At 69.5% G+C, this 24,892-nt stretch carries 23 protein-coding genes, 1 pseudogene and 1 riboswitch; of the genes and pseudogenes, 13 read left to right on the forward strand and 11 right to left on the reverse strand.

Translation table 11 applies throughout. The annotated features are described in order from the left end of the window. Nucleotides 1–109 precede the first annotated feature (109 nt). A complete protein-coding gene (locus BIV24_RS24475) occupies nt 110–721 on the forward strand; it encodes a TetR/AcrR family transcriptional regulator (RefSeq protein WP_177198808.1) in 612 nt (203 codons plus the stop codon). A 126-nt stretch (nt 722–847) separates the two neighbouring features. Here the strand turns inward: BIV24_RS24475 and BIV24_RS24480 are convergent, their stop codons facing one another. The 4 genes from BIV24_RS24480 to BIV24_RS24495 form a co-directional block, all read right to left on the reverse strand. After that, nucleotides 848–1,171, reverse strand: a complete 324-nt coding sequence (locus BIV24_RS24480) for a DMT family transporter (protein ID WP_071368591.1) — start codon at nt 1,169–1,171, stop codon at nt 848–850. A gap of 109 nt (nt 1,172–1,280) precedes the next feature. Continuing rightward, on the reverse strand, nt 1,281–2,291 hold the full coding sequence (gene rsgA, locus BIV24_RS24485) for a ribosome small subunit-dependent GTPase A (RefSeq protein ID WP_071368592.1): 1,011 nt from the start codon (nt 2,289–2,291) through the stop codon (nt 1,281–1,283). 16 nt (nt 2,292–2,307) lie between these two features. Then, nucleotides 2,308–3,648, reverse strand: a complete 1,341-nt coding sequence (gene aroA / locus BIV24_RS24490; RefSeq protein WP_071368593.1) for a 3-phosphoshikimate 1-carboxyvinyltransferase — start codon at nt 3,646–3,648, stop codon at nt 2,308–2,310. A gap of 181 nt (nt 3,649–3,829) precedes the next feature. Continuing rightward, a complete protein-coding gene (locus tag BIV24_RS24495) occupies nt 3,830–4,552 on the reverse strand; it encodes a M50 family metallopeptidase (protein ID WP_071368594.1) in 723 nt (240 codons plus the stop codon). A 52-nt stretch (nt 4,553–4,604) separates the two neighbouring features. On the opposite strand from BIV24_RS24495, the gene BIV24_RS24500 reads away from it, so the two are divergent. The 8 genes from BIV24_RS24500 to BIV24_RS24535 all read left to right on the forward strand — a co-directional run bounded on the left by BIV24_RS24500 (nt 4,605) and on the right by BIV24_RS24535 (nt 12,202). Continuing rightward, the gene (locus BIV24_RS24500; protein WP_071368595.1) at nt 4,605–5,423 is read left to right on the forward strand and encodes an SOS response-associated peptidase; all 819 of its coding nucleotides are present in this window, start codon (nt 4,605–4,607) and stop codon (nt 5,421–5,423) included. Between the two features lie 10 nt (nt 5,424–5,433). Continuing rightward, nucleotides 5,434–6,060 carry an alpha/beta hydrolase family protein gene (locus tag BIV24_RS24505; RefSeq protein WP_071368612.1) on the forward strand — a complete coding sequence of 209 codons (627 nt, stop codon included), beginning with the start codon at nt 5,434–5,436 and terminating at the stop codon, nt 6,058–6,060. A gap of 309 nt (nt 6,061–6,369) precedes the next feature. Then, nucleotides 6,370–7,053, forward strand: coding sequence for an RNA polymerase sigma factor SigR (gene sigR / locus BIV24_RS24510; protein WP_071368613.1), 684 nt, complete (start codon nt 6,370–6,372; stop codon nt 7,051–7,053). After that, nucleotides 7,050–7,352, forward strand: coding sequence for a mycothiol system anti-sigma-R factor (gene rsrA, locus BIV24_RS24515; RefSeq protein WP_071368596.1), 303 nt, complete (start codon nt 7,050–7,052; stop codon nt 7,350–7,352). Before sigR ends, rsrA begins: the two co-directional genes overlap by 4 nt. 283 nt (nt 7,353–7,635) lie before the next feature. After that, on the forward strand, nt 7,636–8,616 hold the full coding sequence (locus BIV24_RS24520) for a tetratricopeptide repeat protein (protein ID WP_071368597.1): 981 nt from the start codon (nt 7,636–7,638) through the stop codon (nt 8,614–8,616). Between the two features lie 100 nt (nt 8,617–8,716). Next, nucleotides 8,717–9,367, forward strand: coding sequence for a peptide deformylase (def, locus tag BIV24_RS24525; RefSeq protein WP_071368598.1), 651 nt, complete (start codon nt 8,717–8,719; stop codon nt 9,365–9,367). Nucleotides 9,368–9,719: 352 nt separating this feature from the next. Continuing rightward, nucleotides 9,720–10,802 carry an epi-isozizaene synthase gene (cyc1, locus tag BIV24_RS24530; RefSeq protein ID WP_107459685.1) on the forward strand — a complete coding sequence of 361 codons (1,083 nt, stop codon included), beginning with the start codon at nt 9,720–9,722 and terminating at the stop codon, nt 10,800–10,802. Continuing rightward, nucleotides 10,799–12,202 carry a bifunctional albaflavenone monooxygenase/terpene synthase gene (locus BIV24_RS24535; protein ID WP_071368599.1) on the forward strand — a complete coding sequence of 468 codons (1,404 nt, stop codon included), beginning with the start codon at nt 10,799–10,801 and terminating at the stop codon, nt 12,200–12,202. The genes cyc1 and BIV24_RS24535 overlap by 4 nt, the downstream gene beginning before the upstream one ends. 29 nt (nt 12,203–12,231) lie before the next feature. Here the strand turns inward: BIV24_RS24535 and BIV24_RS35650 are convergent. From BIV24_RS35650 to BIV24_RS24565, 7 genes and pseudogenes are all read right to left on the reverse strand, one after another. Next, a pseudogene (locus tag BIV24_RS35650) lies at nt 12,232–12,339 on the reverse strand (AraC family transcriptional regulator); the annotation flags it as partial. Between the two features lie 42 nt (nt 12,340–12,381). Next, nucleotides 12,382–13,389: a ribonucleotide-diphosphate reductase subunit beta gene (locus tag BIV24_RS24540; RefSeq protein WP_071368600.1), complete on the reverse strand. Its 1,008-nt coding sequence runs from the start codon at nt 13,387–13,389 to the stop codon at nt 12,382–12,384. 59 nt (nt 13,390–13,448) lie between these two features. Then, entirely contained in the window at nt 13,449–15,815 is a 2,367-nt protein-coding gene (locus BIV24_RS24545; protein WP_071368601.1) for a ribonucleoside-diphosphate reductase subunit alpha, read from the reverse strand. Between the two features lie 123 nt (nt 15,816–15,938). After that, a riboswitch (cobalamin riboswitch) is annotated at nt 15,939–16,078 on the reverse strand. Nucleotides 16,079–16,140: 62 nt separating this feature from the next. Further along, nucleotides 16,141–16,647 (reverse strand): GNAT family N-acetyltransferase, encoded by a 507-nt coding sequence (locus BIV24_RS24550; protein ID WP_071368602.1) that lies wholly within the window; start codon nt 16,645–16,647, stop codon nt 16,141–16,143. 73 nt (nt 16,648–16,720) lie between these two features. Next, nucleotides 16,721–18,319, reverse strand: coding sequence for a monocarboxylate uptake permease MctP (gene mctP / locus BIV24_RS24555; RefSeq protein ID WP_071368603.1), 1,599 nt, complete (start codon nt 18,317–18,319; stop codon nt 16,721–16,723). Continuing rightward, a complete protein-coding gene (locus tag BIV24_RS24560) occupies nt 18,316–18,582 on the reverse strand; it encodes a DUF3311 domain-containing protein (protein ID WP_245766925.1) in 267 nt (88 codons plus the stop codon). The genes mctP and BIV24_RS24560 overlap by 4 nt, the downstream gene beginning before the upstream one ends. A 136-nt stretch (nt 18,583–18,718) precedes the next feature. After that, nucleotides 18,719–19,483 (reverse strand): GntR family transcriptional regulator, encoded by a 765-nt coding sequence (locus BIV24_RS24565; RefSeq protein WP_071368604.1) that lies wholly within the window; start codon nt 19,481–19,483, stop codon nt 18,719–18,721. Between the two features lie 452 nt (nt 19,484–19,935). Here BIV24_RS24565 and BIV24_RS24570 point away from each other — a divergent pair, with 452 nt between their 5' ends. From BIV24_RS24570 to BIV24_RS24585, 4 genes are all read left to right on the forward strand, one after another. Then, nucleotides 19,936–21,216 carry an extracellular solute-binding protein gene (locus BIV24_RS24570; protein ID WP_071368605.1) on the forward strand — a complete coding sequence of 427 codons (1,281 nt, stop codon included), beginning with the start codon at nt 19,936–19,938 and terminating at the stop codon, nt 21,214–21,216. Nucleotides 21,217–21,367: 151 nt separating this feature from the next. Further along, nucleotides 21,368–22,354: a carbohydrate ABC transporter permease gene (locus tag BIV24_RS24575; RefSeq protein ID WP_071368606.1), complete on the forward strand. Its 987-nt coding sequence runs from the start codon at nt 21,368–21,370 to the stop codon at nt 22,352–22,354. Next, nucleotides 22,351–23,199, forward strand: a complete 849-nt coding sequence (locus BIV24_RS24580) for a carbohydrate ABC transporter permease (protein ID WP_071368607.1) — start codon at nt 22,351–22,353, stop codon at nt 23,197–23,199. The genes BIV24_RS24575 and BIV24_RS24580 overlap by 4 nt, the downstream gene beginning before the upstream one ends. Nucleotides 23,200–23,208: 9 nt before the next feature. Beyond that, nucleotides 23,209–24,702 carry a glycoside hydrolase family 3 protein gene (locus BIV24_RS24585; protein ID WP_071368608.1) on the forward strand — a complete coding sequence of 498 codons (1,494 nt, stop codon included), beginning with the start codon at nt 23,209–23,211 and terminating at the stop codon, nt 24,700–24,702. Nucleotides 24,703–24,892: the final 190 nt, after the last annotated feature.

A 24,892-nucleotide genomic window follows, 5' to 3' on the forward strand; every position in this document is an offset into this window, starting at 1 on the left:
CACGGTGTGCGATGGCCGATACGCGCCCCCGGGCGCCGCCGCGAACCCTTGACAGTGCTTGAACGCGAGTCAAACCTGTGCGTCACAGCCGCCGGCCCCGAGGGAGGCGATGATGCCTGCAGCGCGGGAATCCCTACTGGACGCCGCCTACAGGGCGCTCGCGCGCCGCCCGTGGTCCGCCGTACGCATGGTGGACGTGGCCGCCGTGGCCAATGTCTCCCGCCAGACGCTGTACAACGAGTTCGGCAGCAAGGAGGGGCTCGCCCGGGCCTTGGTGCGCCGGGAGGCCGACGGCTACCTCGCCGGTGTCGAGCGCACGCTCGCCGCTCACACAGAGGCCCGCGAGCGGTTGGCCGCGGCCGCCGAGTGGACCGCGTCGGCCGCCCGGGGCAACGCCCTCGTCCGCGCCATGCTCATCGGCTGCTGGAGCGAACGGCTGCCGTCGCCCACGCTCGCGGCCGTGCCGTCCACCATCTCCGCCGTGCCCGCGCAGCGCCGGGCCGACGGCCCGCTGCCGTCCCCGGCGGACCTCGTGGCCCTGGTCCGTGACCGCGTCGTCGCCGCGGTGGCCCGGCCCGGGATGAGTACGGCGGACATGGCCGAGCTGACCCGGTCGTGTGAGCTGGTCGTCCGGCTCTCGGTGTCGTGCGTCGCGGCACCGCCGGGGAAGGGCGGAGTCGCGGAGCTGGTACGCCATGCCCTGCCGCGGCAGCTTCGGTGAAAGGCGCGCCTGCCGGGGCGCCGGGGATCGTGAGTACCCGGGTGCGGTGTGGCCGGGGCGCCGGTCGCGCTCACGTGGCGGAGCCGCCGCACACAACCCAGCGCCCGCAAGAAGTGCGCCCCGCGTTCAGCGAGCCGCCCCCGAGAGCTGCAGACCGATCACACCCGCGATCACCAGTGTGATCGAGATGATCTTCAGTGTGGAGACCAGGTCGCCGAGGAAGACCATGCCGTAGATCGCCGTCCCGGCAGCGCCGATGCCTGTCCACACCGCGTACGCCGGCCCCACGTCGAGCTTCTTCAGGGAGAGGGTCAGCAGTCCGAAGCTGCCGAGGGCGAAGCAGCAGAACGCGATCGTGGGCCACAGTCTGGTGAAACCGTGCGAGAGCTTGAGGCAGACGGCGAATCCGGTCTCGAGAAGCCCGGCCACGACGACCAGCAGCCACGCCATGTTTCGTCCTCCCGTGGTCCCCACGTCGACTGCTCCGTCTGGTCGAATCCGGCCCGGCCGGTGCGAGTAAGCACTTACCTGCATTCCAAGGGCCCAAACAACGCGGAGGTCAGTCCCCCTCCCTCCGTTCCCGGGTGGCCAGCAGCCGGCGCAGGGAGTACAGCCGCGCCGGATCCGCGTGCCCCTCGGCCACCCATGCGTCAAGCGCGCAGTCCGGTTCGTCGTGGCTGCACGCCCGAGGGCAGCCCTCGGTGCCGGGCTCCAGGTCCGGGAAGGCGTGGATCACCCGCGAGGGGTCGATGTGCGCGAGGCCGAAGGAGCGGACGCCCGGGGTGTCGACCACCCAGCCTTCCGTCGCCCGCAGCGGCAGCGCGAGCGCCGAGGTCGTGGTGTGCCGGCCCCGGCCGGTCACCGCGTTCACCTGGCCCGTCGTACGTCGCCGGTCCTCCGGTACCAACGCGTTGACCAGCGTTGTCTTGCCCACGCCGGAGTGCCCCACGAACGCCGTGATCTTGCCGTCCAGATGCTCGCGCACCCGGTCCGCCGCGTTCCCGCTCTCCAGCTCCCCGCGACTGGTGACCACGTACGGGATGTCCAGCGCGCCGTACAGCTCCAGGAGCTTGTCGGGCGGGGCGAGGTCCGACTTGGTCATCACCAGCAGGGGTTCGAGGCCGCCGTCGTAGGCCGCGACCAGACAGCGGTCGATCAGACGCGGGCGCGGTTCGGGGTCGGCGAGGGCGGTGACGATGGCGAGCTGGTCGGCGTTGGCGACGACCACGCGCTCGAAGGGGTCGTCGTCGTCGGCGGTGCGGCGCAGGAGGGACGCGCGCGCCTCGATGCGGACGATGCGGGCCAGGGTGTCCTTCGCACCGGACAGATCGCCGACGAGGGCGACACGGTCGCCGACCACCGCGGCCTTGCGGCCCAGCTCGCGGGCCTTCATCGCCACGATCGTACGGTCGTCGACGAGGCAGGTCAGCCGGCCGCGGTCGACGGTGAGGACCATGCCCTCGGCGGCGTCCTCGTGCTTGGGGCGGATGTTCGTCCGAGGCCGGTTGCCCTTGCGGTTCGGGCGGGTCCGGATGTCGTCCTCGTCGGTGTGCTTGCCGTAGCGGCGCATGGTTCCAGTCCGCCCGTCAGTTCCCCAGCATCCCGGTCCACAGATCGGGGAAGTCCGGCAGTGTCTTGGCCGTCGTCGCGACGTTCTCGATCCGCACGCCCTCGACCGCCAGGCCGATGACCGCGCCCGCGGTGGCCATGCGGTGGTCGTCGTACGTGTGGAAGACCCCGCCGTGCAGAGGGCGCGGGCGGATGTGCAGGCCGTCGGCGGTCTCCGTGACGTCGCCGCCCAGTTCGTTGATCTCCTTGGTGAGCGCGGCCAGGCGGTCCGTCTCGTGCAGACGCAGATGGGCCACGCCGCGCAGGGTGGAGGGGGAGTCCGCGAGGGCCGCGACCGCCGCGATGCCGGGCGTCAGTTCGCCGACCTCGCTCAGATCCACGTCGATGCCGTGGATGGCACCCGAACCGGTGAACTCCAGACCGCGCTCCGTCAGTGCGCAGGAACCGCCCATCTCCGTGAAGATCTCGCGCAGCCGGTCGCCGGGCTGGGTCGTGCGGGCCGGCCAGTCGGGGATGACGACCGTGCCGCCGGTCACCAGGGCGGCCGCGAGGAAGGGCTGGGCGTTGGAGAGGTCCGGTTCGACGATCAGGTCACGGCCGAGCAGGGCACCCGGCGTGACCCGCCAGACGTCGGGCTCGCCGCCCGACTCCGCGGTGTCCACCTGGGCGCCGACCGCGCGCAGCATGTCGACGGTCATCCGGATGTGCGGCAGGGAGGGCAGCGTCGAGCCGGTGTGGCGGACCTCGACGCCCTGGTTGAAGCGCGGGGCGGACAGCAACAGGGCACTCACGAACTGGGAGGACGAGGACGCGTCGATCGACACCGGGCCGCCGTCCAGCGCGCCGCTGCCGTGCACGGTCAGCGGCAGCGCGCCGCGGCCGTCGTCGTCGATGCGGGCGCCGAGGACGCGCAGGGCGTCGATCACGCCGTTCAGAGGGCGCTCGTAGGAGCGCGGGTCGCCGTCGAAGCGGATGGGGCCGTCGGCGAGGGCGGCCACCGGGGGCAGGAAGCGCATTACGGTGCCGGCGTTGCCGACGTCGACCGTGGCCGGGCCGTGCAGGGCGGCCGGGATCACGCGCCAGGTCTCGCCGGAGCCGTCCGGACCGCCCGCGACGGAGGAGCTGGACGTCACCGTCTCCTCGATACCGACGCCCATCGCACGCAGGGCGGCGGCCATCAGCAGGGTGTCGCGGGAGCGCAGGGGGCGGCGCACCCAGCCGGGCTCGGAGGCCAGGGCCGCGAGGACGAGGGCGCGGTTGGTGACCGACTTGGACCCGGGCACGTGGACCGTCGCATCGACGGCTTCGCTCGCGTGCGGGGCGGGCCAGAGGGCGGTGTGTGCGGGGTTTACGGTCATGCGTTCCACTTTAGTGGCTGGCCCGGCACGGAGATCTTGATCAAAAGTTAGTGGCTGGCCCGGCACGGAGATCTTGATCAAAAGCCGTGAGACACCGGCGAGACCTTTGCCGGGTACAGGGGGCGGAACGGGCCGTGCAGCCATGCGCGGGCACGTGCGGTCATGGAGGGAACCAGGCTCGTCAGACCCCCAGCAGCCACCGTCCGCCCCCCATCACCGAGCACAACGACACCGTATGGAACAGGAAGAGCCAGAGAGCCGCAGGCACATGGGTCAGCCGCGACAACTGGTCCGCGTCCGAGTCCCGGGCCCCTTCGCGTGCCCGCTTGGTCTGCAGCTCGAAGGCCGGCCGTACGCCACCGACCAGCAGGAACCACACCACCGCGTACGCGAAGGCCGCCTGCACCTGCGGGCCGGCCAGCCATGACACCAGCAGGAACATGCCGCCGGTGAGGACGACGGTCAGCACCCCGTAGGCGTTGCGGATCATCACCAGCATCACCACGAGCAGCGCCGTGGCCAGCCACAGCAGCAGGGTGATGTGCCCGGCGGCGAGCAGTGCCGCGCCACCGAGGCCGAGGAGCGGGGGAGCGGTGTAACCGGCGGCGGCCGTGAGGATCATGCCGAGGCCGTACGGCTTGCCGCGGCTGACGGTGAGGCCGCTGGTGTCGGAGTGCAGCCGGATACCGGTGAGGGTGCGGCCGGTGAGCAGCGCCACCAGCCCGTGACCGCCCTCGTGCGCGATGGTGATGGCATTGCGCGCCACCCGCCACAAGCCGTGCGGGACGACCACGGCGAGCGCGGCGACCAGGGTGGCGATCACCACCCACCGGTCGGGGTCGGGCTGGCTTGCGAAAACCCGGTCCCAGAGGTCGGGCAGCGAGGTCAGGGCGAGGCTGTCCATCTGTGGCGTGACTCCTGGGATCTGTCGCGTCGGATCTGGCAGTGTGGCACGTATGTGCGGACGGTATGCAGCGAGTCGCAGGCCCGAGGATCTCGCAGGAATCTTTGAGATCGAGAGGGAGGTCCCCCCGCAGGAGACCCTGGCGCCCGACTACAACGTGGCCCCCACCAAGGAGGTCTACGCGGTCCTGGACCGCCCTCTGAAGGACGCCGAGGACGAACGGCCGGTTCGCCAGCTGCGCAGACTCAAGTGGGGACTGGTCCCGTCCTGGGCCAAGTCACCCGAGGGCGGCGCCCGGATGATCAACGCACGTGCGGAGACGGTGCACGAGAAGCCGTCCTACCGCCGCCCCTTCGCCGCCCGGCGGTGCATCCTGCCCGCGGACGGCTACTACGAGTGGGTCACCGGAAAGCAGGAGCGCGATCTGGAGGCCGAGGGGAAGAAGAAGCGGCCGCGCAAGCAGCCGTACTTCGTGCTGCCCGCCGACGGCTCGGTCTTCGCCATGGCCGGCCTGTACGAGTTCTGGCGCGACAGGACGCTCCCGGACGACCACCCGCAGGCCTGGTGGGCGACCTGCTCGGTGATCACGACGGAGGCGGAGACGACCCCCCTGGCCGTGGCCCCGGCCGAGGGCCCGCGCTCCCTGTACGACATCCACCCGCGGATGCCCCTGATGCTCACCCCGGACCGCTGGGACGCCTGGCTCGACCCGGCCCGCACGGACCCGGACGAACTGCGCGACCTGCTCGCCCCGCCCCCCACCGGTCTGATGCGCGCTTACGCGGTCTCCACCGCGGTCAGCAACGTCCGCAACAACGGCCCGGAGCTGCTCAAGGAGCTGGACGGTCCCGAAGAGGGCACACTCTTCTGACGTGACGGTTGTGACAGAGAGCATCGAGACCGACGCCGGTACGGCCCGCGTCACCTGGCACCGGGCGGCACAGCCAAGACGTGTGCTCGCCCTCGGCCACGGCGCCGGCGGCGGCATCGAGGCGCGCGACCTGCAGGCGCTGGCCCGGGCGCTGCCCGCGCACGGCGTGAGCGTCGCGCTCGTCGAGCAGCCCTGGCGCGTGGCGGGCAAGAAGGTGGCACCGGCGCCGAAGACGCTGGACGCGGGCTGGCGCGGGCTGTGGCCCGCCCTGGAGAGGCCGGGGCCGCCCGTGATCGCCGGCGGGCGCAGCGCCGGCGCCCGAGTCGCCTGCCGCACGGCCGCCGAACTCGGCGCCGCCGCGGTGCTCGCGCTCGCTTTCCCCCTCCATCCGCCGGGCAGGCCCGAGAAGTCCCGGGCCGACGAGCTGCTCGGTGCGGGCGTGCCCACACTCGTCGTCCAGGGCGGCAAAGACCCGTTCGGGAGGCCGGAGGAGTTTCCCGCGGGCTCGTTCGAGATCGTCGAGGTGCCGTACGGCGATCACGGCTTCGCCGTGCCGAAGCGGGCGGACATCACGCAGGAACAGGCCTTGGAGAGCATCACCGATGCCGTGGTGAAGTTCGCCGCGTCACTCGGGTGACGCCCGGGAATGTTGCGGAGCGGGCCGATGTTGTGGGGATCAGACAGCATCCTTCGTGCTGCACCGTCCGTACGAGAGGAAGTCCGCCGCATGGGTTCGACCATCTGCCCTCCCGTCGCCCACCCCCACCCTTCCGCGGACGCGCTGCGCGCGGCACCTCTCGAATCCCGTCGCAGTGGCCCTGACCTCGACTGGACGGTGCTGCACACGACGAAAACCGCCCCTATTCGGGCGGCGGCGGGTAAGGATGTTCGTCTATCCTCCGATTCCAGTGGAACCGCATTCGGTTCTGCCACGTTGCTGGAGGAGGTGGGTCCGGTCACTGGGACCGACGCAGGGGCCGATCACGGCCAGGCGGAGCAGCCCGAGGGCCAGGGCACGGGTATGGAGTCGTCCGCCGCGCGCAGCGCGCGCTTCGAGCGGGACGCGCTCGAATTCCTCGACCAGATGTACTCGGCCGCGCTGCGCATGACGCGCAACCCGGCCGACGCCGAGGACCTGGTGCAGGAGACCTATGCGAAGGCGTACGCGTCCTTCCACCAGTTCCGCGAGGGCACCAACCTCAAGGCGTGGCTGTACCGGATCCTCACCAACACGTTCATCAACTCGTACCGCAAGAAGCAGCGCGAGCCCCAGCGCAGCGCGGCCGAGGAGATCGAGGACTGGCAGCTCGCGCGCGCCGAGTCGCACATGTCGACCGGTCTGCGTTCCGCCGAGTCGCAGGCGCTCGACCACCTGCCCGACTCGGACGTCAAGGAGGCGCTGCAGGCGATCCCCGAGGAATTCCGCATCGCCGTCTATCTCGCGGACGTAGAGGGCTTTGCGTACAAGGAGATCGCCGACATCATGGGGACACCCATCGGTACGGTGATGTCCCGGCTGCACAGGGGCCGCCGTCAACTGCGCGGCATGCTCGAGGACTACGCCCGTGAGCGCGGGCTGGTCCCGGCCGGGGCCGGAGAGGCGAACGAAGCGAAAGGCTCGGGCTCATGAGCTGCGGAGAGCCGCATGAGACGGACTGCAGTGAGGTCCTCGACCATCTCTACGAGTTCCTCGACAGCGAGATGCCGGACATGGACCGCACCAAGATCCAGCACCACTTCGAGGAATGCTCGCCGTGCCTGGAGAAGTACGGCCTGGAGCAGGCCGTGAAGAAGCTGGTCAAGCGGTGCTGCGGCCATGACGATGTGCCGAGCGACCTCCGGGCGAAGGTCATGGGCCGCATCGAGCTGATCCGCTCGGGCGAGACGGTGCCCGACCATGACGTGACCGCGGCACCGCAGGAGTCCTGAACTCCCGTTCGAGGTACGCACAGGGCCGAGCCCGGTGGCTCGTCGCCGCTGTCCTCCCGCCGATTGTCCTCCCGTCGGCCATCGGACCCGTCACCGGCCAGAGCGCTGCACAGGGGCGCTCTTATCCTGTCGGCAGCGGGGTAACCGATGGGTAATGAGCGCCTGTCCGGCCGTACGTGGTTGGATGCGAGGAGAGGGCGTTGGGGGCATCGGTCGGTCCGTGGCCCCGCAGGCGTCAAGGGACCGGCAGGCGGGTAGCGCAAGGGACTGGCAGGCGGGAATCGTGAGGATCTTCGGGAAGGGACGGCACCGGCCCTCCGCCTCCTGGCGGCAGGCCACCGACCGGGCGTTCACACTGATCGGTGACGGCCGGTACGAGGACGCGGGAGCGCTGCTGACCCGCGCCGCGGACCTGGAGCCCTGGCTGTCGGAGTCCTGGTTCAACCTCGCCCTGCTGCACAAGTTCCGCCATGACTGGGAGCAGGCCCGCGCTGCCGGGCTGCGCGCCGTGGCCCTGCTCGAGAAGGAGACCGGGGCGCCCGACTGGTGGAACGTGGGCATCGCCGCCACCGCCCTGCAGGACTGGCCGCTGGCCCGCCGCGCCTGGCAGGCGTACGGCCTCAGGGTTCCGGGGGGCGCCGCCGTCTCCGGCGAGCCGACCGGGATGGAGCTGGGCAGCGCGGCCGTGCGGCTGTCGCCGGAGGGCGAGGCCGAGGTCGTGTGGGGGCGCAGGCTGGATCCCGCCCGTATCGAGGTGCTCTCCATTCCGCTGCCGTCCTCGGGGCGCCGCTGGGGCGAGGTGGTGCTGCACGACGGCGTACCGCACGGTGAGCGCACGACGGCCGCCGGGCACGCGTATCCCGTCTTCGACGAGATCGAGCTGTGGGCGCCCTCGCCGGTGCCCACTTGGGTCGTGCTGCTGGAGGCCGCGTCCGAGGACGACCGGGACGCGCTGGAGCAGCTGGCCGCCGACGCGGGCTTCGCCGCCGAGGACTGGTCCTCGTCCGTGCGGCTGCTGTGCCGCATGTGCTCCGAGTCCCGGATGCCGTCCGACGAGGGCGACGGCGAGCACCTGGATCCGCACGACCACAGCGAGCCCGGGCATCCCGGACCGCTGGGGCACCGCACGGACGGGCAGCTGTGGATGCCCGAGCGCGAGTGCGGCATCGCGGCGCCCGCCTCGCTGGTGCGCGGGTTGCTCGACGGCTGGGTCGCGGACAGCCCGGACTCCCGGGACTGGCGGGACCTCGAAGAGGTCTGCTGACCCCGGTCCACTCTCGGGATACCGGGGAAGGTACGCGCCTGCGCCCCGTAGGCTGTACTCGCAGGTTTTCTCAGAGGTTGCAGGAAGGCGTACGTCGGTCATGGCGCAGCAGGACACCGATCAGCAGCACGCGGGCGTGCTCCCCGTGGACGACGAGGGCTTCGTCATCGACACCGAGGACTGCGAGGAGCGCGAGGCGGCCTGGCGCGAGCGCGGGACGTCGCGGCCGATCACGGTCGTCGGGAACCCGGTGCTGCACAAGGAGTGCAAGGACGTCACCGAGTTCGGCGAGGAGCTTCAGCAGCTGGTCGCGGACATGTTCACCAGCCAGCGCACCGCCGAGGGCGTGGGCCTTGCCGCCAACCAGATCGGCGTCGACCTGAAGGTCTTCGTCTACGACTGCCTGGACGACGAGGGCAGGCGGCACGTCGGTGTCGTCTGCAACCCCAAGCTGGTCGACCTGCCCGCGGACATGCGCCGCCTGGACGACAGCAACGAGGGCTGCCTGTCCGTGCCGACCGCGTACGCGCCGCTCGCCCGCCCCGACTACGCCGAGGTCACCGGGCAGGACGAGAAGGGCAACCCGGTCAAGGTGCGCGGCACCGGCTACTTCGCCCGATGCCTGCAGCACGAGACGGACCACCTGTACGGCTACCTCTACATCGACCGACTCTCCAAGCGTGAACGCAAGGACGCGCTGCGGCAGATGGCCGAGAACGAGCCCCGCTACCCCGTGGTGGCCAACGACTGAGCCGCCCGCCGGACGGCCTGCGGCGCCCCGCCGCATGGCCGCTGAACGGCCTTGCCTCTCACGAGAGTTGGGCGAGCAGGCCCTGAAGAACGGCGCCCGGCCGGGCATCCCCCGGCCGGGCGCCGTTCTGTCGTTCGTATGCGACGCACATCCGATCCCTTATGTACATCAACTGATCCCTTACCAGTCACAGAAGGGGCATTTTCGGCACCGCAGGGTAGTGAATGAGCAAATCCATTCCCAGCCCGGTCAGTTGTAGGGCTGAATGGAAAGGACGGGGGATATACAACGGCGCACACCCCGGCACGGCAGGAGGGGTGTGACGCCACCGGCGGCTGAGAGGGGTTTGTCCGTGCCAGCTTTCCCGCACAGCACTTCATCGACGACCGCGGTTGCGGTGCCATCGGCGCTGTCCCTGCCGGTGATCGAGACCGCGTTTCCTCGTCAACTGCACCCGTATTGGCCCCGCCTGCAGGAGAGGACACGCTCCTGGCTGCTGGAAAAGCGGCTCATGCCGGCGGACAAGGTCGAAGAGCACGCCGACGGGCTCTGCTACACCGACCTCATGGCGGGCTACTACATCGGAGCGCCCGACGAGGTCCTGCAGGCGATAGCCGACTACAGCGCGTGGTTCTTCGTCTGGGACGACCGCCACGACCGCGACATCGTGCACCGGCGGCCGATCGCCTGGCGGAGGCTCAGGTTCCAGCTCCATGTGGCTCTGGGCTCCCCCAGGGGCCATCTACACCATCCGGATCCCCTGGTCGCGGGGTTCGCGGACAGTGTGGTGCGGCTGTACGCGTTCCTCGGCCCGAAGTGGAACGCACGCTTCGCCCGGCACTTCCACGCGGTGATCGAGGCGTACGACCGCGAGTTCCGCAACCGCACCTCCGGGGTCGTCCCGACGGTCGACGCCTATCTCGAACTACGGCGGCTCACCTTCGCGCACCGGATCTGGACCGACCTGCTGGAGCCGAGCGCGCAGTGCGAACTGCCCGAAGCGGTGCGGAAACACCCGGCGTACCGGCGTGCAGCACTGCTGAGCCAGGAATTCGCCGCCTGGTACAACGACCTGTGCTCGCTCCCCAAAGAGATTGCGGGAGATGAGGTCCACAATCTCGGAATCAGTCTCATCCATCATCAGGGGATGACGGTCGAGGAGGCCGTCACGGAAATACGGCGACGGGTTGAGGAATGCGTGTCCGAATTCCTTGTCGCCGAAAAGGAGGTGCTGCGGTTTGCCGACACCCTTGCGGACGGCACCGTGCCGGGCAGGGAATTGAGCCTCGCCGTGAAGGCGATCGTCGCGAATATGCGCAACTGGTTCAGCGCCGTGTACTGGTTCCACCACGAGTCCGGCAGGTACATGGTCGACAGCTGGGACGACCGCTCGACGCCCCCGTATGTCAACAACGAAGCGGCAGGTGAGAAATGACCCTCGAATCCTCCCCCGGCCTTCCGGCCGCGCCGGCGCGGGCAGCGTCCTCGCGCCCCGGGGGCCCCGCGCGGTTGCGTGTTCCGCCGCTCGCCGGCGGTGGCGTACCCCTTCTCGGCCACGGCTGGAAGCTGGCCCGCGACCCGCTGGGCTTCCTGGGCCGGCTGCGGGACCACGGTGAGGTCGTGCGGCTGAGGCTCGGCCCGAAGACGGTGTACGCGGTCACCACCCCGGAACTGACCGGAGAGCTTGCGCTCAGCACCGACTACCAGATCGGCGGCGCGCTGTGGGAGTCCCTCGAAGGCCTCCTCGGCAAGCAGGGGGTGGCCACCACGAACGGTCCGCTGCACCGGCGTCAGCGGCGGGCGATCCAGCCCGCGTTCCGGCGGGAGGCCATCCCGGCCTACGGACCGGTCATGGAGGAGGAGGCGTACGCGCTGGTGGAGCGCTGGGGGTCCCTCCGGACCCTCGACGTCACCGCCGAATCGTTCCGTGTGGCCGTCCGTGTCGTCGCCCGCTGCCTGATGCGTGGCGGATACATGGACGAGCGGTCCGACCGGATATGCGCCGCACTCGTCACGCTCTTCTCCAGCATGTACCAGCGCATGGTGCTGCCGCTGGGACCGCTGTATCGCCTGCCTCTTCCGGCCAACCGTGAATTCAACCGGGCATTGGCCGATCTGCATCTCCTGGTCGATGAGATCATCGCTGCCCGCCGGGCGTCGGGGCAAAGGCCGGACGATTTGCTGACGGCCTTGCTGGAGGCGAAGGACGAGAACGGCGAGCCCATCGGGGAACAGGAGATTCACGATCAGGTCATCGCCATAGTCACCGCCGGCAGTGAAACGGTGGGATCCATGGTGATGTCGCTCCTACAGGTCCTCACGAACCACCCCGATCAGGCGGACAAGATCCGTGACGAGGTGAAAACCGTCGTGGGTGATCGGCCGGTCGCATTCGGCGATGTCCGAAAGTTGACGCACACCGCGAATGTCATCGTCGAGGCAATGCGTTTGCGTCCCGCCGTATGGATATTGACGCGGCGGGCGGTGGCCGACGCCGAACTCGGCGGGTACCGCATCCCGGCCGGGGCGGACGTCGTGTACAGCCCGTACGCGATCCAGCGCGACCCCCGGTCGTACGGCCGGCACGCGGAGTTCGACCCCGGCCGCTGGCTCCCGGAGCGCGCCAAGGACGTTCCCAAGTATGCGATGAGCCCGTTCGGAGTGGGCAACCGGAAGTGCCCGGGCGACCACTTCTCGATGGCCGAACTCACGCTCGTCACGGCGGTGGTGGCGTCCTCCTTCCGTTTCGAGCAGGCGCCCGGGTCCGATGACCGGCCCCGCATCGGCATCACGCTCCGCCCACGCCGGCTGCGCTTGCGGGCCATGCCTCGGTGACCTGCCGGTGCTCCGGCACCGGCGCACGTTCAGGCGGCCTGCGGGCCCCTGAACGTGCGCCGGTAGGCGTTCGGCGTGGCGCCCAGGGCGCGGGCGAACTGATGGCGCAGCGCCGCCGCGGTGCCGAAGCCGGTGCGGTCCGGTGAAGCCGGGCAGCGCGAGGCGGCGTTCGGCGACGATCAGAAGTCCTCGTCGAGGTCGACGGTGCCCTCCACCGCGATCTGGTACGCCGACGGACGCCGCTCGAAGAAGTTGGTCAGCTCCTGAACCCCCTGAAGCTCCATGAAGGAGAAGGGGTTCTCGGAGCCGTACACCGGGGCGAAGCCGAGACGCGCGAGGCGCTGGTCGGCGACGCACTCCAGGTACTGCCGCATCGAGTCGGTGTTCATGCCCGGCAGGCCGTCACCGCACAGGTCGCGCGCGAACTGCAGCTCGGCCTCGACGGCCTCCCGGAGCATGTCCGTCACCTGCTGCCGCAGTTCGTCGTCGAAGAGGTCCGGCTCCTCCTTGCGGACGGTGTCCACGACCTCGAAGGCGAAGCTCATGTGCATCGTCTCGTCACGGAACACCCAGTTGGTGCCGGTGGCGAGGCCGTGCAGCAGACCCCGGCTGCGGAACCAGTAGACGTACGCGAAGGCGCCGTAGAAGAAGAGCCCTTCGATGCACGCGGCGAAGCAGATGAGGTTGAGCAGGAAACGGCGGCGGTCCGCCTTGGTCTCCAGCCGGTCGATCTTCTCAACCGAGTCCATCCACCGGAAGCAGAACTGCGCCTTCTCCCGGATGGAGGGGATGTTCTCGACCGCCGCGAAGGCGGCGGCCCGCTCGTCCGGGTCGGGCAGGTAGGTGTCCAGCAGCGTCAGATAGAACTGGACATGGACCGCCTCCTCGAAGAGCTGCCGCGAGAGATACAGCCGCGCCTCGGGGGAGTTGATGTGCTTGTAGAGGGTCAGCACGAGGTTGTTCGCCACGATCGAGTCGCCCGTCGCGAAGAACGCGACCAGACGGCTGATCATGTGCTGCTCACCGGGCGAGAGCTTCGCGAGGTCGGCGACGTCCGAGTGGAGGTCGACCTCCTCCACGGTCCAGGTGTTCTTGATGGCGTCCCGGTAGCGCTCGTAGAAGTCGGGGTAGCGCATCGGGCGGAGCGTCAGCTCGAAGCCGGGGTCGAGCAGGTTGGTGTTACGCATCGTTTCTGTCGGCGCGAGGCGCCGTCCTCCAAGGGCGGTGGTCGGGTGGCGGGCGGGAGTTACTGGCAGGCCTCGCAGGACTCGGGGTTCTCCAGTGAGCAGGCGACGGCCTCGGGGTCGGCCACCTGCTGCACGGGGACGGTCGCGCGTGCCGCGCGGGCGATGCGGGTCGCCGGGCGCGAGCGCAGGTAGTACGTGGTCTTCAGGCCCTGCTTCCAGGCGTAGGCGTACATCGAGGAGAGCTTGCCGATGGTCGGCGTCTCCATGAAGAGGTTCAGGGACTGGGCCTGGTCCAGGAACGGGGTGCGGGCGGCGGCCATGTCGATCAGGCCGCGCTGCGGGATCTCCCACGCCGTGCGGTACAGCGACCGTACGTCCTTCGGGATCCAGGCGAAGTCCTGCACCGAGCCGTTCGCATCACGCAGCGCCTCACGGGTGCGGGCGTCCCAGACGCCGAGGTCCTTGAGGTCCTTCACCAGGTACGAGTTGACCTGGAGGAACTCGCCGGACAGGGTCTCGCGCTTGAACAGGTTGGAGACCTGCGGCTCGATGCACTCGTAGGCGCCCGCGATCGACGCGATGGTCGCGGTCGGCGCGATGGCGAGCAGCAACGAGTTGCGCATGCCGACGGCGGCGATGCGCTCCCTGAGGGCCGCCCAGCGCTCCGGCCAGGCTGGCTCGACGCCGTAGTGGTCGGGGTGCAGCACACCCCGGGCGGTACGGGTCTTCTCCCAGGCCGGCAGCGGGCCGCTGCGCTCGGCGAGGTCGGTGGAGGCCTCGTACGCGGCGAGCATGATGCGCTCGGCGATACGGGTGGACAGGGCCTTGGCCTGGGGCGAGTCGAAGGGCAGGCGCAGCTTGAAGAAGACGTCCTGGAGACCCATGGCGCCGAGGCCCACGGGGCGCCACTTGGCGTTGGAGCGGCCCGCCTGCTCGGTCGGGTAGAAGTTGATGTCGACGACCCGGTCGAGGAAGGTGACGGCGGTGCGGACGGCGGCGTCCAGCCGCTCCCAGTCGAGGTCACCCGCCGAGGTGTCGACGAACGCACCCAGATTGACGGACCCCAGGTTGCAGACCGCTGTCTCCCCGTCGTCCGTGACCTCCAGGATCTCCGTGCAGAGGTTGGAGGAGTGGACGACATGGCCCGGCTCGGCCGTCTGGTTGGCGGTGCGGTTGGCGGCGTCCTTGAACGTCATCCAGCCGTTGCCGGTCTGCGCGAGGGTGCGCATCATCCGGCCGTACAGGTCACGGGCGGGCAGCGACTTCTTGGCGAGGCCCTTCGCCTCGGCCGCGCGGTAGGCGGCGTCGAACTCCTCGCCCCACAGGTCGACCAGCTCGGGCACGTCGGCGGGCGAGAACAGCGACCACTGCTCGTCGGCGGCGACCCGGCGCATGAACTCGTCCGGGATCCAGTGCGCGAGGTTGAGGTTGTGGGTGCGGCGGGCGTCCTCGCCGGTGTTGTCGCGCAGCTCCAGGAACTCTTCGATATCGGAGTGCCAGGTCTCCAGGTAGACCGCGGCCGCGCCCTTGCGCCGGCCGCCCTGGTTGACGGCGGCGACCGAGGCGTCGAGCGTCTTCAGGAACGGGACGATGCCGTTGGAGTGCCCGTTGGTGCCGCGGATCAGCGAACCGCGCGAGCGGATGCGGGAGTACGACAGGCCGATGCCGCCGGCGTGCTTCGAGAGGCGGGCGACCTGGTGGTAGCGGTCGTAGAGGGAGTCCAGCTCGTCCTTGGGGGAGTCGAGGAGGTAGCAGGACGACATCTGGGGGTGCCGGGTGCCGGAGTTGAAGAGGGTGGGGGAGGAGGGCAGGTAGTCGAGCCGGCTCATGAGCCCGTACAACGCAGCGACCTCGTCCACGGACCGGGAGGTGTCGTCCTCGGCGAGGCCGGAGGCGACGCGCAGCATGAAGTGCTGCGGTGTCTCGATGACCTTGCGGGTGATCGGGTGCCGCAGCAGATAGCGGCTGTGGAGGGTGCGCAGGCCGAAGTAGCCGAAGCGGTCGTCGGCGGCGCGGTCGACGAGCGCGTCGAGACGGTCGGCGTGGAGACCGACGAACGCGGCGGTGCGGTCGGCGATGAGCCCCTCCCGGTGTCCGACGGCGATGGACCCGGTGAAGGACGTGACGTGCTGTGAGGCGGCCTCGACGGCGATGGAGAGGGTCAGCAGGCGGGCGGCGAGCGTGGAGTAGGCGGGGTCCTCGGAGATGAGGCCGGCGGCCGCCTCCGTGGCCAGCTCGCGCAGCTCCGCCTCGTCCGCGTGCGCGGAGCGGCCGCGCAGCGCGGCGGCGGCGACCCGGCCGGGGTCGGCGTCGGGGAGGTCGGCGGTCAGCTCGGTCAAGGTCCGCAGCAGCGCGGCACCGGGACCGTCGGTCCTGTCGGTCGCCGCGAGTGTCGCTGAAGCCGGGTCGGCTGGCGCGATGGTCACGTGGGGCTCTCCCTCGCTCGGCACGGGGCCTGGCGGAGGGCAGGGGCAGCTCACGAGCGCACACGGCGTCGCGTCCACCGGCCCATTTCCACGAGGCCCGGACGTCGAAGCGCCCGGACCGGATGGTCGGGCGCGCTGTCGGCAGGTCCTCGGACTGGACCTCGTACACACCCCGTCCAGGGACGGAGGTGCACAAGTACACCGTTGCGGGACAGTTCCGGATTCGCACCGGATTCCCCTGCGGCGGCAGCGAGCATGAGCATACATCTTGTGCCGGGGCGTCGTGCCACCCCCACATGTTGTGCCGTGCCGTTCTCGTTGGCGGTCAGAGCGTCAGCTCGTAGGTGAGAAGGGTGATGTCGTCGAGGTCGGGTAGCGGGTTCCAGTCGCGGTCGGGTGTGCGGGTGAAGCCGAGGCGTTCGTAGACGCGGTGGGCGGCATGCATGGTGCGCTGGGTCGACAGGACGAGTCGCTCGCAGCCGTGGACGGCCCGGGCCCGGTCGATGCAGGCGTGTACGAGGGCCTCTCCGACGCCCCGGCCGCGGGCATGGTGCGCGACGGCGAGCATCCGTATCTCGGCTTCCCCTGACCGCGCGATGTCCGCCATGGGGCCACCGGCCGGTACGAAGGTCACCCCACCGAGCACCCGGTCGCGCTCGACGGCAGCCAGCACCTGAGCGGCGGCCGCCCGCCCGGCCACGTTCCGCAACACATCGAGGTAGGGGTCGCTCCCCCCGAAGTCGAGCAGCCCGTCCTGGAGGTAGGCCTGCGCGGTGATCTCCCCGAGGGGGCCGTACTCGCCGGATTGTGCCTGCCGGATCACGATGTCCATGGGGCAAGTGTGCAGGCGCGGTACGACAACGGGCCGCCGGACATCAGTCCGACGGCCCGAGATCAGGTCTGGCTCAGTGTGCCGCCTCGGTCAACTCCGCCTGGACGCCCGGGTCCCCGGCGTCCGCCGTGTAGTCCTCCGGCGTGGTCTCGTCGACCCCCGCCGGGGCCTTCACCGCGCGCAGGACGACCGTCAGGACCACGGTGACCAGCGCGTTCAGCACGAAAGCCGTCAGCCCGATGTAGCCGATCTCGCCGATGCCGGGGATCTCCTTCGCCGAGCCGCCGAAGTGCTTCTGGGTCGGGGACGCGACGCCGTACGCGGCGAACGTGCCGTACGCCATGCCGACCGCCCAGCCGGCCAGCAGCGCCCAGCGGTGGAACCAGCGGGTGAACAGGCCGCCGACCAGGGCCGGGAAGGTCTGCAGGATCCAGATGCCGCCCAGCAGCTGGAAGTTGATGGCCACGGTCTTGTCCATCGTCAGGACGAAGATCAGGGCGCCCACCTTCACCAGCAGCGACACGATCTTGGAAACCTTCGTCTCCTGCGCGGCCGTGGCGTCCGGCTTGATGAAGTCCTTGTAGATGTTGCGGGTGAAGAGGTTCGCCGCCGCGATCGACATGATCGCTGCCGGGACCAGCGCGCCGATGCCGATCGCCGCGAACGCCACGCCCGCGAACCAGTCCGGGAACATGTCCTCGAACAGCTGCGGAATCGCCAACTGCCCGTTCTGCACCTTGACGCCGGCCGCGATCGCCATGAACCCCAGCAGTGCCAGCAGACCCAGCATCAGCGAGTACAGCGGCAGGATCGTGGTGTTGCGGCGGATCACCTCACGGCTGCGCGAGGACAGCGTCGCCGTGATCGAGTGCGGGTACATGAACAGCGCGAGCGCGGAGCCCAGCGCGAGCGTGGCATAGGTCCACTGACCGCCCGGGGCCGGGACCACGCCGCCTGCGCCCGCCGCCGTGAACTTCTCGCTCGCCTTCGCGAAGATGTCGTCGAAGCCGCCCAGCTTGATCGGGATGTAGATGATCGCCACCGCGATCACGATGTAGATCAGCGTGTCCTTCACGAACGCGATCAGGGCGGGGGCCCGAAGACCCGACGAGTACGTGTACGCGGCCAGCACGCCGAAGGCGATCAGCAGCGGCAGGTCCTTCACGAACCAGTTCGTGCTGTCGCCGCCGCCCACACCCATCACGTCCAGCACGGCCTGGATGCCGACCAGCTGAAGCGCGATGTACGGCATCGTCGCCAGGATCCCGGTGACGGCCACCGCCAGCGACAGCCCCTTCGAACCGAAGCGGCCGCGCACGAAGTCCGAGGTCGTCACGTATCCGTGCCGGTGCGACACCGACCACAGACGGGGCAGGAAGGTGAAGATCAGCGGATAGACCAGGATGGTGTACGGCACCGCGAAGAAGCCCGCGGCGCCCGCTGCGTAGATCGCCGCCGGCACGGCCACGAACGTGTACGCCGTGTACAGGTCGCCGCCGAGCAGGAACCAGGTGACCCAGGTGCCGAACGATCGTCCGCCCAGGCCCCATTCGTCCAGGCTGTGCTCGTTCTCGGCCTTGCGCCAGCGAGCCGCCAGGAAGCCCATGACGGTAACGGCCAGGAAGAAGAAGATGAAGACGCCGAGAGCGACGCCGTTCACGCCGTCCTTCATTCCGCGGCACCCCCCTTACGGGAGGCACGGGCGCGCTGGTCGCGCTGCCACAGCCGGTACGCGACCATCGTCAGCGCGGTGGAGATCAGCACCCACGCCATCTGGTACCAGTAGAAGAAGGGGATGCCGATCCACGTGGGGTCCGTCTTGGCGTAGGAGCCGACCCACAGCATCGCCACGAAGGGTGCTACGAGACAGAGCGCGATGACGACGCGTACAGGCGTCACCACCGCCACTCCGGTCATATTCGACTGATCTGGCATCTGGCGGCTCCATCCCCTCGCTGTTCACCTGTGCGACGCGCAGGCAATGTAGGTGACGGGATCCGGGAGCGGAAGCCCCCGCACGCAGATCGGCCCGGTCGTATGCCGGTTCGTCCGCCGGTCGGCCGTCTGTGGCTCAGTCCTGAGGCCGCTTGAGCCGTGCCACGAACTTGTAGCGGTCCCCGCGGTACACGGACCGCACCCACTCCACCGGCTTCCCCTCCAGGTCCAGCGAGTGCCGGGAGAGCATCAGCATCGGCAGGCCCACGTCCGTGCCGAGCAGGCTCGCCTCGCGGGGGGTGGCCAGCGATGTCTCGATGGTCTCCTCGGCCTCCGCGAGGCGGACGTCGTAGACCTCGGCGAGTGCCGTGTAGAGGGAGGTGTACTTGACCAGCGACCGGCGCAGTGCCGGGAAGCGCTTGGCGGACAGGTGCGTCGTCTCGATGGCCATCGGTTCGCCGCTTGCCAGCCGCAGCCGCTCGATGCGCAGCACCCGGCCGCCGGCCGAGATGTCGAGGAGCCCGGCGAGCGTGTCGTCGGCGGTGATGTAGCCGACGTCCAGCAACTGCGAGGTCGGTTCGAGACCCTGGGCTCGCATGTCCTCGGTGTACGAGGTGAGTTGCAGTGCTTGCGAGACCTTCGGCTTGGCGACGAACGTGCCCTTTCCCTGGATGCGCTCCAGCCGCCCCTCCACCACCAGCTCCTGGAGGGCCTGGCGCACGGTCGTCCGAGAGGTGTCGAACTCCGCGGCCAGCGTGCGTTCGGGTGGCACCGGTGTCCCGGGCGGCAGCGTCTCCGTCATGTCGAGCAGATGCTTCTTCAGGCGGTAGTACTTGGGCACACGCGCGGTGCGGACGGTCGCCCCGCCCCCGCTCTCCGCACTGCTGACGTCGGTGGTCATGCTCTGCCTTCCCGGCTCCGTACGCCGAAGCGGCCGACAGGCCGTCGGCCACGGCTCACATCGTGGCACGGCACCACGCGAAGCGATCCGTGGAGGGATGTCCGCATGGTCTGTGATCCCCGATCACGAGGCCGGGGATCCTCCTTTGTATACCGTCGGCCCCCGTGTTGGTCTAGTCCACCGCGCCTGAGGTGGTCCAGTCGGGCGCACGCTTCAGGCCTGCAGTTTCGCTGGATTCCTACTTAAAGGTCCTTGCATATGTAGGTCCCATAACGGACGCCTGAAGCGCCCCGAACACCCTTGACACGTCAATTTGGTCTGGGCCAAGCTCCGGGTACTGGTCTACACCATTGGTCCAGGTCCCGGCCCCATGGGCGGTGTGCGCTGACACTCGAACCGTCGCTCAACCGCGGGGAGGCAGGGGGGTTTGTGGCATCCCTGAGGAGGGTGGCGTGAAGCGCAAGCTGGTAGCCGCGATCGGTATCGCGGGCATGATGGTTTCCATCGCGGCGTGCGGGGGCAGCGACGACAAGGGCTCGGACAAGGGGGCGGACGCCAAGGAGCTCACCGTCTGGCTGACGGTCGACGCCCAGAACAACTGGCCCGCTCTGGTGAAGGCCGCCGACGACGCGGTGACCAAGAAGCACCCCGGCGTCAAGATCAAGCACGAGTACTACGGCTGGCCGGACAAGAACACCAAGCTCGACGCGGTCCTCGCCACCGACAAGGCGCCCGATGTGGTCGAGATGGGCAACACCGAGATGCTCGGCTACATGGTCAAGGGCGCCTTCGCCCCCGTCGACCCGGCCGAGTTCGACAACTCCGCCCAGTGGCTGGACGGTCTCAAGGCCTCGGTGAGCTACGAGGGCAAGGCCTACGGTGTGCCGTACTACGCCGGCGGCCGCGTCGCCAACTGGCGCAAGGACGTCGCCGGTTCGGCCGGCATCAAGACGACCCCGAAGACGTACAAGGAACTGACCGCCGACCTGGACAAGATCCAGAAGAAGGAAGGTGCCAAGTTCAACGCCTGGTACCAGCCGACGCGCGACTGGTACGCGGCCATGTCCTTCGTGTACGACGCGGGTGGTTCCATCGCCAAGGAGGAGGGCGGTCAGTGGAAGGCCAACCTCTCCTCGCCCGAGTCTCTCAAGGGCCTCACCGAGTTCAAGAACATCGTCGACTCGTACATGCACGGTGACAAGACCAAGGACGAGTCCGACCGTTACATCGTCTACGGCCAGGGCAAGTCCGGCATGATCTTCGGTGCCGCCTGGGAGGGTGCGACCGCGGCCGACCCGAAGAGCGACAAGACGGGCAAGCTCAAGGACAACCTCGAGAACTTCGTGATGCCCGGCCCGTCCGGCAAGAACATCCCGGTGTTCCTGGGCGGTTCGGACCTCGCGATCCCGGTGAAGTCCAAGGCGCAGGTCCTGGCCGCCGAGTGGATCAACGCCTTCACCGGTCCCGAGGGTCAGAAGGGCCTGATGGCCAAGGGCAACCTGCCCAACAACAAGACCGACCTCGCCACGCTGAAGAAGGACCCGGCGACGGAGGTCCCGGCCACCGCGGCCGAGTCCAACTGGTTCGTCCCGATGGCGCCGGGCTGGGGCCAGGTCGAGAAGGCGCAGATCCTGCAGACCATGCTGCAGGAGATCGGCACCGGCAAGAAGTCGGTCGAGGCCGCCGCGAAGGACGCGGACACCGCGATCGACAAGGTCATCAACACCAAGTGACCCGAGCAGGGCCCCGCCGACCCGGGATGTCGCCCAGGGGCCCTGCTTCCCGCACGACCGCCGGAGGCGGCACCGCCGGAGGCGGCACCGCCTCCGGCGGTCGTGCGAGGTTCCGCCTTCGTACGACCTGAGGGACGCTGAGGAGCGCGCCATGAGTGCCGCAGACACCACCACTTCTGCCAAGGTGCCGCCGCCGCGGCCCGCGCCGCCACCGAGCGCCTCCGACAGAACATGCGGAAAGCGGACGTCGGGCGGGGCCGCCGTTCCCTGGGCGCTGCTCGCCCCCTGTCTGCTGATCCTCGCCCTGGTGATGGGCTATCCGCTGGTCCGCCTGGTCACCCTGTCCTTCCAGAAGTTCGGCCAGTCCCAGCTCTGGGGCTTCCAGCCCGCCGAGTCGGCCGGCTTCGCCAACTTCAGCAAGGTACTGGGAGACGGCGAGTTCTGGGCGGTCGTCCTGCGCACGATCCTCTTCGCCGCCGGTTCGGTGATCTTCACCATGGTCGTCGGCATGCTGATCGCGCTGCTGCTCCAGCGGGTCTCCGGCTGGATGAAGACCCTGGTCAACATCGTGCTGGTGGCCGGCTGGGGCATGCCGATCATCGTCGCGACCACGGTCTTCAAGTGGCTCTTCGACTCGGACTACGGCGTCTTCAACGCGCTGCTCAGCAAGCTGCCCGGGGTCGACATGATCGGCCACAACTGGTTCGCGAGCGGACCGCAGGGCCTGACCGTGATCATGCTCCTGGTGGTCTGGGGCGCCGTCCCGTTCGTGGTCATCACGCTCGGTGCGGGCCTCACCCAGGTACCGAAGGAGCTGGAGGAGGCGGCCCGGCTCGACGGCGCGGGCTCCTGGGGCGTCTTCCGCTATGTGACCCTCCCGATCCTCAAGCCGATCATCGTGATGCTCACAACGCTCTCGGTCATCTGGGACATGGGTGTCTTCCCGCAGGTCTTCGTGATGCGCGGCGGCCACCCCGAGGCCGAGTTCCAACTGCTCACGACGTACTCGTACGACAAGGCGTTCGTGGTCAACGACTACGGACAGGGCTCCGCGATCGCCCTGGTCACCGTGCTGTTGCTGCTCGGCGTCGTCGCCGTCTACATGCGCCAGATGCTCAAGATCGGAGAGGTGGAATGAGCGCGATCGCCGCTTCGGGGCGCCGACGGGGAAAGTCCAAGCTCGGCTGGAACCTCCTCGGACTGCTCGTCTTCGTCACCGCGGGCTTCCCCGTTTACTGGATGATCAACACGGCCGTCAAGCCGGCGAAGGACGCCATCGACCCGGACCCGAGCCTGCTGCCGACGGGAGTCACGCTCTCCAACTTCCGCCGGGCGCTGGACATCGCCGACTTCTGGGGGCCGGTCGGCCGCAGCCTGGTCGTGTCGCTGACGGTGGTCGCGATCGGCGTAGCCGTCGGCCTGCTGGCCGCACTCGCCATCTCCCGCTTCGCCTTCCGCGGTCGGAAGATCGTGATCGTGGGCATTCTGGCGGTCCAGATGGTCCCGCTGGTGGCCATGATCATTCCGGTCTTCCTGCTCCTCAACGACCTCGGTCAGTACGACAAGCTCTCGGGTCTGATCATCACGTACCTGACTTTCATCCTTCCGTTCACCGTGTGGACGCTGCGCGGCTTCATCGTCAACATCCCGCGCGAGCTGGAGGAGGCGGCGATGGTCGACGGCTGCTCCCGCACCGGTGCCTTCATCCGCGTGGTCTTCCCGCTGCTCGCCCCCGGCCTGGTCGCCACCTCGGTCTACGGCTTCATCCAGGCATGGAACGAGTATCTGTACGCCCTGATGCTGATGAGCCAGCAGAACCAGACCGCGACCGTCTGGCTCGGCAACTTCACCACCAAGCACGGCACCGAGTACGCCCCGATGATGGCCGGTGCCACGATGATGGCGGTGCCGATCGTCGTGCTCTTCCTCCTCGTACAGCGCAAGATGGCCGCGGGTCTGACCGCGGGCGCCGTGAAGGGATAACGCCTCCCGATGACGACATACGCCAGCGGTACCGACACGCTCACCCGCGACGCACTGACGGTCCTCCAGCCCGGCTTCACCGGCACCACGGCCCCCGACTGGCTGCTGCGCCGGCTCGGCGAAGGTCTGTCGTCCGTGGGCCTGTTCGGCCGGAACATCGCCTCTCCCGAACAACTCGCCGCCCTGACCGCCCAGTTGCGTGCCGAGCGCGACGACGTCCTCGTCGCGATCGACGAGGAGGGGGGTGACGTCACCCGCCTGGAGGTGGGTACGGGGTCCTCCTTCCCGGGCAATCACGCGCTGGGCGCGGTGGACGACGTGGAACTGACCCGGCAGGTGGCGCAGGAACTCGGCCGCCGCCTCGCGGAGTGCGGCGTGAACCTCAACTGGGCGCCCTCGGCCGATGTGAACTCCAACCCCGCGAACCCGGTGATCGGCGTACGGTCCTTCGGCGCCGACACGCAGCTGGTCGCCCGGCACACCGCTGCGTATGTCACCGGCCTCCAGTCCGCCGGCGTCGCCGCCTGCACCAAGCACTTCCCCGGGCACGGCGACACGGCGGTCGACTCCCACCACGCGCTGCCGCGCATCGACGCGGAGCCGGCTCTGCTCAAGGAACGCGAACTCGCCCCGTTCCGCGCCGCGATCGCCGCGGGCACGCGCGCGGTGATGAGCGCGCACATCCTGGTCCCGGCCCTGGACCCGGTTCGCCCCGCCACGCTGTCCCGGCACATCCTGACCGATCTGCTGCGCGGCGAACTCGCCTACGGCGGCCTGATCGTCACCGACGGCATGGAAATGCGTGCGATCGCCGATACCTACGGCATCGAACGCGGCAGCGTTCTCGCCATCGCGGCCGGTGCGGACGCGATCTGCGTGGGCGGCGGCCTCGCGGACGACGAGACGGTACGGCGCCTGCGGGACGCCCTGGTCATGGCGGTGCGCTCGGGTGAACTGGCCGAGGAACGGCTCGCCGAGGCGGCGGAGCGCGTACGGGCGCTGGCGCGGTGGACCGCGTCCGCGGCAGCCGAGGGCGCTGCCGGCCAGGGGGCGGCCGGCGCCGACATCGGTCTGCTCGCGGCCCGGCGCGCGCTGACGGTCACCGGGGCGGAGGACTTCACCCCGCTCACCGCGCCGCCGTACGTCGTCGCCCTCACCCCCGTCGCGAACATCGCCGTGGGCGACGAGACCCCCTGGGGCGTGGCCGCGGAACTGCTGCGCCTGCTGCCCGGTACGGAGACGGGCAGCTTCGCGGGGGAGACGGCGGCGCGCACGGCCCTGGCAGCCGCCGGAGCGCGGCGGATCGTGGCGGTGATCCGCGACGAACACCGCCACCCGTGGATGCAGACGGCCCTCGACACGCTCCTCGCCGAGCGCCCCGACACGATCGTGGTCGAGATGGGCGTCCCCCAGGCCGCGCCGCGCGGCGCCCTGCACATCGCCACGCACGGGGCGGCCCGGGTGTGCGGACGGGCGGCGGCGGAGGTCATCGCGGGCGCATAGGCCCCCTATGAAGAAGGTGCCGGTCGCCCTGGGGGACCGGCACCTTCTTCGTGCGTACGGAGGATCGGCGCCCTAGTGCCGCGGCAGGCAACGTTTGCCCGTTAAGGAGCGGCGTTCGGTGCGTGCTCTCGGCGTGCCGGCCGGAAGCCCTCGTACTGGACGTACTTGGGCTTTCGGTCGGTGCGGCGAG

The organism is Streptomyces colonosanans, from assembly GCF_001866645.1.
In the GTDB taxonomy this organism is placed as follows: Bacteria; Actinomycetota; Actinomycetes; order Streptomycetales; family Streptomycetaceae; genus Streptomyces; species Streptomyces colonosanans.

Bases quoted from the DNA above. Each gene is read 5' to 3' on its own strand.
- BIV24_RS24475 (WP_177198808.1), top strand. From the start codon at position 110: ATGATGCCTGCAGCGCGGGAATCCCTACTGGACGCCGCCTACAGGGCG.
- BIV24_RS24480 (WP_071368591.1), bottom strand. From the start codon at position 1,171: ATGGCGTGGCTGCTGGTCGTCGTGGCCGGGCTTCTCGAGACCGGATTC.
- rsgA (WP_071368592.1), bottom strand. From the start codon at position 2,291: ATGCGCCGCTACGGCAAGCACACCGACGAGGACGACATCCGGACCCGC.
- aroA (WP_071368593.1), bottom strand. From the start codon at position 3,648: ATGACCGTAAACCCCGCACACACCGCCCTCTGGCCCGCCCCGCACGCG.
- BIV24_RS24495 (WP_071368594.1), bottom strand. From the start codon at position 4,552: ATGGACAGCCTCGCCCTGACCTCGCTGCCCGACCTCTGGGACCGGGTT.
- BIV24_RS24500 (WP_071368595.1), top strand. From the start codon at position 4,605: ATGTGCGGACGGTATGCAGCGAGTCGCAGGCCCGAGGATCTCGCAGGA.
- rsrA (WP_071368596.1), top strand. From the start codon at position 7,050: ATGAGCTGCGGAGAGCCGCATGAGACGGACTGCAGTGAGGTCCTCGAC.
- def (WP_071368598.1), top strand. From the start codon at position 8,717: ATGGCGCAGCAGGACACCGATCAGCAGCACGCGGGCGTGCTCCCCGTG.
- BIV24_RS24535 (WP_071368599.1), top strand. From the start codon at position 10,799: ATGACCCTCGAATCCTCCCCCGGCCTTCCGGCCGCGCCGGCGCGGGCA.
- BIV24_RS24540 (WP_071368600.1), bottom strand. From the start codon at position 13,389: ATGCGTAACACCAACCTGCTCGACCCCGGCTTCGAGCTGACGCTCCGC.
- BIV24_RS24550 (WP_071368602.1), bottom strand. From the start codon at position 16,647: ATGGACATCGTGATCCGGCAGGCACAATCCGGCGAGTACGGCCCCCTC.
- mctP (WP_071368603.1), bottom strand. From the start codon at position 18,319: ATGAAGGACGGCGTGAACGGCGTCGCTCTCGGCGTCTTCATCTTCTTC.
- BIV24_RS24560 (WP_245766925.1), bottom strand. From the start codon at position 18,582: ATGCCAGATCAGTCGAATATGACCGGAGTGGCGGTGGTGACGCCTGTA.
- BIV24_RS24565 (WP_071368604.1), bottom strand. From the start codon at position 19,483: ATGACCACCGACGTCAGCAGTGCGGAGAGCGGGGGCGGGGCGACCGTC.
- BIV24_RS24575 (WP_071368606.1), top strand. From the start codon at position 21,368: ATGAGTGCCGCAGACACCACCACTTCTGCCAAGGTGCCGCCGCCGCGG.
- BIV24_RS24580 (WP_071368607.1), top strand. From the start codon at position 22,351: ATGAGCGCGATCGCCGCTTCGGGGCGCCGACGGGGAAAGTCCAAGCTC.
- BIV24_RS24585 (WP_071368608.1), top strand. From the start codon at position 23,209: ATGACGACATACGCCAGCGGTACCGACACGCTCACCCGCGACGCACTG.